Annotated in this window: 4 protein-coding genes and 1 pseudogene; 4 read left to right on the plus strand and 1 reads right to left on the minus strand. The window is 64.8% G+C overall.

Annotation, left to right across the window (positions count from 1 at the left end):
• From AUC71_RS19305 to AUC71_RS07170, 4 genes and pseudogenes are all read left to right on the plus strand, one after another.
• Positions 1 to 247, plus strand: a 247-nt coding sequence (locus tag AUC71_RS19305; protein ID WP_342021812.1) for an aminotransferase class I/II-fold pyridoxal phosphate-dependent enzyme, incomplete at its 5' end; no start/stop codon positions are given.
• Positions 244 to 1,169: pseudogene (locus AUC71_RS07160) on the plus strand (prephenate/arogenate dehydrogenase family protein). The gene AUC71_RS19305 and the pseudogene AUC71_RS07160, both read left to right, overlap by 4 nt.
• Positions 1,170 to 1,279: 110 nt before the next feature.
• Complete coding sequence (locus AUC71_RS07165) at positions 1,280 to 2,554, plus strand: MFS transporter (protein WP_069623715.1); 1,275 nt, start codon at positions 1,280 to 1,282, stop codon at positions 2,552 to 2,554.
• A gap of 77 nt (positions 2,555 to 2,631) precedes the next feature.
• Positions 2,632 to 3,078 (plus strand): gamma-glutamylcyclotransferase, encoded by a 447-nt coding sequence (locus AUC71_RS07170; protein ID WP_342021813.1) that lies wholly within the window; start codon positions 2,632 to 2,634, stop codon positions 3,076 to 3,078.
• Positions 3,079 to 3,156: 78 nt separating this feature from the next.
• Here AUC71_RS07170 and AUC71_RS07175 read toward each other — a convergent pair whose 3' ends face one another.
• Positions 3,157 to 4,944: a GGDEF and EAL domain-containing protein gene (locus AUC71_RS07175; RefSeq protein WP_158007742.1), complete on the minus strand. Its 1,788-nt coding sequence runs from the start codon at positions 4,942 to 4,944 to the stop codon at positions 3,157 to 3,159.
• Between the last annotated feature and the right edge of the window lie 149 nt (positions 4,945 to 5,093).

The following is a 5,093-nucleotide window of genomic DNA, read 5'->3' on the forward strand; positions in this document are numbered from 1 at the left end:
CGACGAGCTCGAGCGTATCGGCTTGCGCGTGACGCCGAGCGCGGCCAACTTTTTGCTCGTGCATTTTCCCGGCGACGCCGGCAGGTCTGCGCGCGACGCGGACGCTTTTCTTCATGAGCGCCGCATCATCTTGCGCCGTGTGGAAAACTACGGCTTTCCCGATGCGCTGCGCCTGACCATCGGCACGGAGCCCGAGAACCGCGCGGTGATCGAAGCGCTCAGCGAATTCCTGGACGGCGCCCAATGAGCGAGCCCCTCTTCGATACGCTGGCGATTATCGGCCCTGGCCTGATCGGCTCTTCGATTATGCGCGCAGCGCGGGAGCAAGGCGCCGTGCGCACCATCGTGACCTGCTCCCGTTCGCCTGAGACCCGCCAGCGCGTCACGGAACTCGGCATTGCCGATAAAGTCGTCGAGACCAACGCGCAAGCGGTCGAAGGCGCCGATCTCGTGATTGTCTGCGTTCCTGTCGGCGTGTGCGGTACGGTGGCCGAGGAAATCGCGCCGCATCTGAAAGAAGGCGCCATCGTCTCCGACGTCGGTTCGGTGAAAGGGGCGATCGTGCGCGATATGGGTCCGCACCTGCCCGGCAACGTGCATTTCGTGCCGGCCCATCCGGTGGCGGGTACCGAGCATTCCGGTCCCGATGCCGGATTTGCCGAGCTGTTCGACGGGCGCTGGTGCATCCTGACGCCACCCGAAGGCACCGACGCGCAAGCAGTCGACCGGCTTGCCAAGTTCTGGCGGCTGCTCGGCGCCAATGTGGAGGTCATGACGCCCGACCATCACGACTTGGTGCTCGCGGTGACCAGCCATCTTCCCCATCTGATCGCCTACACGATCGTCGGCACCGCCGACGAGCTGGAGACGGTGACCCGCTCGGAGGTCCTAAAATTTTCCGCCGGCGGCTTTCGGGACTTCACCCGCATCGCCGCATCGGACCCGACCATGTGGCGCGACATCTTCCTCGCCAACAAGGAGGCGGTGCTGGAAATGCTCGGGCGCTTCAACGAGGACGTCTCGGCCCTGACCAAGGCCATCCGGCACGGCGACGGCGATGCGCTGTTCGAGCAGTTCACCCGTACCCGCGCCATCCGCCGCGGCGTATCGAGTTAGGTCAGGACACGGCCGATCCGGACTTCGGCCGTCCCCACGGCCACGAGGATTGAGGCGGAAGGTCGCGGGCTCACATGCGCCGCGGCTAAGACTCACAATCGTCACAGGTCTTGATCCTGTCGGACGCGGTTCTGCCGGCTTCCATCCATTTACGCGACGTCTGATGCTCGTTTCCCTGCTCTTTTTGTTAATTGCCACCATTTTTCTCGAGCTGGGAAATGGGCTGCTCGGCGTGCTGGTTCCCATCCAGGGTGAGCGCGCAGGGTTTTCGGTCGTCACGATCGGCACCCTCGGCACGCTCTACTATTCCGGGTTCGTGGTTGGATGCATGTTCCTGCCGCGCATCATCAGGCGGTTTGGCCACATCCGATCCTTTGCGGCCTTCGCGGCTCTCGGCTCAAGCGCGGCTTTGATTCACGCGCTCGCTATCGCGCCTCTGCCTTGGCTCGCCCTGAGGGCGGTCGTCGGGCTTTGCCTCGCCGGCCTCCTCATCGTCATCGAGAGCTGGCTCAACAATCAAGCAACGCCCCAGTCCCGCGGTCACGTCTTCGGCCTGTACATGGCGGCCACCTGGTTTGGCATTGTCGGTGGCCAATTGCTGTTTTCCGTGCCCTCGTCGGAGACGTTTCAACTCTTTGCGGTGGTCGCCATCGCGATTTCCCTGTCGCTGGTTCCGGTCACGCTGACGACCGGCGCCGTCCCCACGATTCCCCAAGTCACGAGCGTCAATCTTGTCGGGCTGTATCGTTTGGCCCCGGTCGGCCTTGTCGGCTGTCTCGCCGTGGGCCTCGCCAATGGCGCCTTCTGGACATTCGCGCCGCTGTTCGCGCGGGCGTGGAGCGGCACGAGCCTGGGCGTCAGCCTGTTCATGTCCGCCGCGGTGATCGGCGGCGCGCTGAGCCAATGGCCGATCGGGCGTTTCTCCGATCGCGTCGATCGCCGCTGGGTGATTGCCGCGGTCTGTCTCGCCTCCGCCGCCGTCGCGGTGTCGCTCTTGCTGGACTTCGTCGGTTCAAATTGGATCTTCTTAGGTCTGACGGCCCTGTTTGGCGCTTTCGCCCTCTCGCTTTATCCGCTCTGCGTCGCGCACGTGAATGACCGCGCCGACCCCGAAGCGTCGGTGGAGGTCAGCAGCCGCCTGCTCTTGGTCTTCGGGTTTGGCGCGATCGTTGGACCGTTCCTGGCCAGCTTTCTCATCGCGGAGTTGGGCATTACGAGCCTCTTGGGCTTCATCGCCAGCATTCACGTGGCCCTGGCGCTCTACACCTTCGGCCGCATCAAGGCGGCCAGCCCCGTGCCCGAGCCCGAGCGCACGGTCTTTACGCCCAGCCCCCCGCTAGCCCACGGTACACAGGCGGTGGTGGAACTGCAGCAAAGCGCCGAAGATGACGACGATGTAGCCCATCCGGAGCAACACACCGCCGGAGACCAACGCTGAGAGAGGAAGCCTGAGTTGCTTGTGCCCGCGCCTGACGGCAATCTGATCTCGTTTGGGCAGGCAAGAACGCGGCAGACATGACTGAGCTTTGGGTTTTCGGCTACGGCTCGCTGATGTGGCGGCCGGGCTTTCCGTTTGCGGTGCAGGCCCCCGGCTTGCTCAAAGGCGCGCACCGCGCACTCTGCGTCTATTCCGTCTTCTATCGCGGCACCAAGGAGCAACCGGGTTTGGTGCTCGGGCTCGATCGGGGCGGGGCTTGCAGGGGCGTCACTTTCCGCGTTGCACCTGGCGCGGAGGACGAGACGATCGCTTACTTGCGCGAGCGCGAGCAGGTGACCGCGGTCTATGTGGAAACCTATCGCAATGTGCGCCTGGTGGACGGCTCCGGCCGCACCGTGAAGGCGCTCACCTATCTCGCCGACCCGACCCACCCGCAATATGCCGGCAGGCTCTCCCTCGACGAGCAATTGCGCATCGTCCGCGCTGCCGGGGGCAGGCCGGCGCCAATATCGAGTATGTGCTGAACACGGTGCGGCATTGGAGGAGGAAGGCGTGCACGACGCCGTCCTCTCGAAGCTCGCCGCGCGCCTGACCGGCGAAGTCTAGCTTGCGGGCTTGGCCGGCTTCAGCGCCGGATCGTCCTTCTGAAGCTCCGGCGCGCCGAAGAAATAGCCTTGCATGTAGGACACGCCGGCCTTCTCGAGCAGCTTGACGGTGCGCTCATCGCTCACCCATTCGCCGACCGTGACGACGCCGAAGCTGCGCGCCAGATCGATAAGCGTGCGCACGAACATCTCGTCTTCCGCGTCCGTGCCGAGATTCTCGATGAACGAGCCGTCGATCTTGACCATGTCCACGCCAAGCTCGCGCAGGGAGCGGAACGAGGTGTAGCCGGCACCGAAATCGTCGAGCGCCACCCGGCAGCCAAGCGCTTTTAGCGTACTCACGAACTTGATCGCCGCCTTGATATCGGAGATGGCCGTCGTCTCGGTGATCTCGACGGTGAGCCGCTCGGTCAGCGAGCGGTCATTGCCCGTGAACCCTTCGAGCGCGGCCATCCATTGCGGGTCGGTGGCCGTCGTGGCGGAGACGTTGAGCGCCAGCTTGATCTTGGGCATCGCGCGCAGCAAATCCACGGCGAGCTCCAGCACGCGATAGTCGATCAGCTTGGAAAGCCCGAACTGTTCGGCCACGTGGATGAACTCGCTCGCGCTCACCACCGAGCCGTCCAGCCGCCGCATACGCAGCAGGCACTCATAAAGCTCCGGCTCGTGACTGCGCGAGGTCACGATGGGCTGAAGCGCGATCATCATGCGACGGTCGTTGAGCGCGCGGATGATGTCGTCGGCAATGCCGACATTGCGCCGCCGCTCGGACTCCTGGCGCTCGCAAGGGACATAGCAACGGAACTGATCGCTGCGGCTCGCGCGGGCCTCATCGAGAGTCTGCAGCGCATGCCCCATAGCGTTCTGTGCGCTTGAGGCGTTTTGGGGAAGCAGCACGGCGCCGATGGAGACCGTCGCCGCCACGGCGCCGACGCTGGTGTCGACGATGCTGTCGCCGACGACGGCCATCAAACGGCGCGCGATGGCTTCCACGCCTTCCGCATCGCAGTCGTGCAGCACGACGCCGAATTTGTTCGACGAGAAACGGCCGAGACAATCCTTGCCGCGCACCACCCGGCCGAGACGCCGGCCGACGATGGCGATAAGCTCGTCGCCCACGTCGTAGCCATAAGTCTCGTTGATCAGCGTGAGATCGTTGACGCCGACCAACAGAAATGCGCCGTGGGTTGGCGAGCGGCCCGCGTCGGACAGAAGATTGGAGAGCGCCGCGGTGAGCTGTGTCCGGTTGAGCAAACCGGTCAGTTCGTCCTTGCCGCCGGCGAGATGAAGGCGGTCCCTGTCGCGGCGGTCGTCGATGACGCGAAGCGTGCCTTGGGCCAGGACCGGGCGGCCATCCGCATCGGTGAAGCAGACGCCCAGATCCTCGACCCAGAGCGCAGCCTTGCCGCGGCGTCCCTCGGGAAGCAGCCGGTAGTGCAGCGTATAGGGCAGCGCCGCCCCGGGGGCCGCATGCGGTCCGCCGGTGATGCCGTCATAGCGCGCACCCGCGTGCTCCGGATCGACATGCAGCGCGAAGGCGCGGCCCTTCCGAAGCTTGGTAATATCGATTCCGCCGAGCACGGTTCCGGCATTGGCGGCCCATTCGACCGCGTCCGTATTGAAGTCCCACCGGTAGGCGGTGGCCCGGATGCTCTCCAGGACCTGATCGAGCTCGAGCATCGGCTGGACCTCGCTGCCGCGTGACTCGAAGTCGACCACGCCGGCGGCGTGCTGACGCGGCGGCAGATAGGCACCACCGGCAAACTCGTTTGAGGATGCACTCACTGACCGCCCCCTTTTGAGCCATGGACCCGCCATGGGAGCGCCTTTTCGACGCTTCGATTGTTGGCCGGGAGGCTAGGCCATAAGGCTTAAAAAAACCCGAAAGCTGCCCTTCCGCCGAGGTTCCTCAGGCAGGATTACCGGCAGACCCC

Source organism: Methyloceanibacter marginalis (genome assembly GCF_001723295.1).
In the GTDB taxonomy this organism is placed as follows: domain Bacteria; phylum Pseudomonadota; class Alphaproteobacteria; order Rhizobiales; family Methyloligellaceae; genus Methyloceanibacter; species Methyloceanibacter marginalis.

Excerpts from the sequence above, each read along its gene's own strand:
- AUC71_RS07170 (WP_342021813.1), top strand. The coding sequence starts at position 2,632 with ATGACTGAGCTTTGGGTTTTCGGCTACGGCTCGCTGATGTGGCGGCCG.
- AUC71_RS07165 (WP_069623715.1), top strand. The coding sequence starts at position 1,280 with ATGCTCGTTTCCCTGCTCTTTTTGTTAATTGCCACCATTTTTCTCGAG.